The sequence below is a fragment of the Streptomyces cellostaticus genome (genome assembly GCF_001513965.1).
Taxonomy (GTDB): Bacteria; Actinomycetota; Actinomycetes; order Streptomycetales; family Streptomycetaceae; genus Streptomyces; species Streptomyces cellostaticus.
This window is the reverse complement of the sequence record NZ_KQ948062.1, coordinates 33,480-35,189: the sequence shown is the minus strand read 5'-3', so window position 1 is coordinate 35,189 and position 1,710 is coordinate 33,480. Positions and strand designations below refer to the sequence as shown.

Below are 1,710 nucleotides of genomic sequence, written 5' to 3'. Positions count from 1 at the left end.
TGCAGGGTCTGAAGTCGATCGCCGAGGGCATCAACAAGGCGTTGGAGGAGCTGGATTCGCTGGGGGCGATGAAGGGCTGGGCGGGCGCGGGCCGGGGTTTCACGAGCCTGGAGATGACCGGCATGGATGTCGGTGACGATCATCTGGGCGCGGTGCTGCACACCTTCTGTGAGCGTTGGCAGTGGGGGGTGCGCGATCTGATGCAGGAGGGCAACGCGCTGGCGGAGGGGATGGGGCTGGCGGCGGGAACTTTCCATCAGACGGACGTGTATGTGAAGGGTTCGCTGAAGGTCGCCTACAACTCCGCTGTGGGGGATCCCTTCGCCTCGAACGAGAAGGTGGAGAAGGAGAGCGTGGACCAGATCAACCACGCCGGGCAGACGACGGGTTACGGCGCGAAGGACCGCGAGAACCTGGTGAACTCGGTGCGGAAGACGGGCAAGGGCATGCTCTGGGACGTGGCGACCGCCGAGGTGCCGGGCAGTCCGGTCTCACCGTCCATGATGCGTGATGCGGCCGGGATGAGTGACGAGGCGTACGACGGCGAAGTGGAGAAGGTGCTGGGGCCGCGGCCGCAGGGCGGGGACGGGAACTGATGTCGTTCACGGGGAAGTTGAATGGTGCCCTGGGCTCGTTGAAGTCCGGCTACGACGACGTCAAGCGGACGACGGGTCATGTCATCGACGAGGGCGCCCATGGGGTGGGCGACGCGCTCGACTATGTGGGTGCGCATGGTGCGGCCGACAAGGTCGACGGCTGGGGCGATGGCATCGCGTCGAAGCTGGGCGCGCATGTGGACGAGCAGCAGCTGGAGGAGACCGAGGACCCGAAGGAGCTCATCCACGGTAATCCGGCGAAGCTGCGGGAGACGGCGGGGCATCTGCGGAACTTCGCGAAGGCCTTCGGGGCGGTCGCGTCCGGTATGAGCAAGCTGGACTCGTCGGAGTTCAAGGGCGAGGCCGCCGACACTTTCCGCGAGAAGTTCGCCACGCACCAGGTCAAGTGGCACCAGGCGGCCGAGGCGTGTGGGGAGGCTGCCTCGGCGTTGGAGAACTTCGCGCACACGGTGGAGTGGGCGCAGGCTCAGGCGCGGGAGGCGGTGGCGAAGTACCGTCAGGGCAAGACGGCTTCCAAGGCCCACCAGCAGAAGGTGCAGACGTACAACGACGCCGTCGATCAGGGCAAGAAGGACCCCGGTCCGAAACCCTCGGAGCAGGATCCGGGTGATGAGGCCAAGCACGCGGCCGAGCAGATCCTGGCCGCCGCCCGAAAGCAGCGCGCCCACCTCGCCGCGGAGGCCGCCGACCGCGTCAAGCACGCCCTCCAGCACGCCCCGCACGAGCCGTCGGCCCTGCACCAGCTCAAACTCGACGGTGCCGATGTCCTGGATGCCGCCAAGACGGAGGACATGCGGTTCTTCGGCGGCTTCGTACGCGGGGTCGGTGACCTGAACAACCTGCTCCGCGGCGCGAACCCCCTCGACCCGTACACGGTCACCCACCCCTACGAAGCGCTCCAGAACAAGGTGGAACTCCTGGGCGGCGCCGTCCACCTGGTCACCCACCCCACCCAGACCGGCAACCAGCTCTGGAACTCCTTCCTCCAGGACCCCGGCGGCGTCGGCGGCGAACTCCTGCCCCAGTTCCTCATCCCCGAGGCGGGCGCCGAGGGAGCCGCCGTCGACGGCGCCCGGCTCGCGGAAGACGGGGT

General features: G+C 67.8%; 2 protein-coding genes. Both read left to right on the top strand.

The annotated features are described in order from the left end of the window. A partial coding sequence (locus tag AQI88_RS40410; protein WP_067010515.1) for a hypothetical protein occupies window positions 1–596 on the top strand: 596 nt, incomplete at its 5' end. Next, window positions 596–1,710, top strand: a 1,115-nt coding sequence (locus tag AQI88_RS40405; RefSeq protein ID WP_341849530.1) for a WXG100 family type VII secretion target, incomplete at its 3' end; no start/stop codon positions are given. The genes AQI88_RS40410 and AQI88_RS40405, both read left to right, overlap by 1 nt.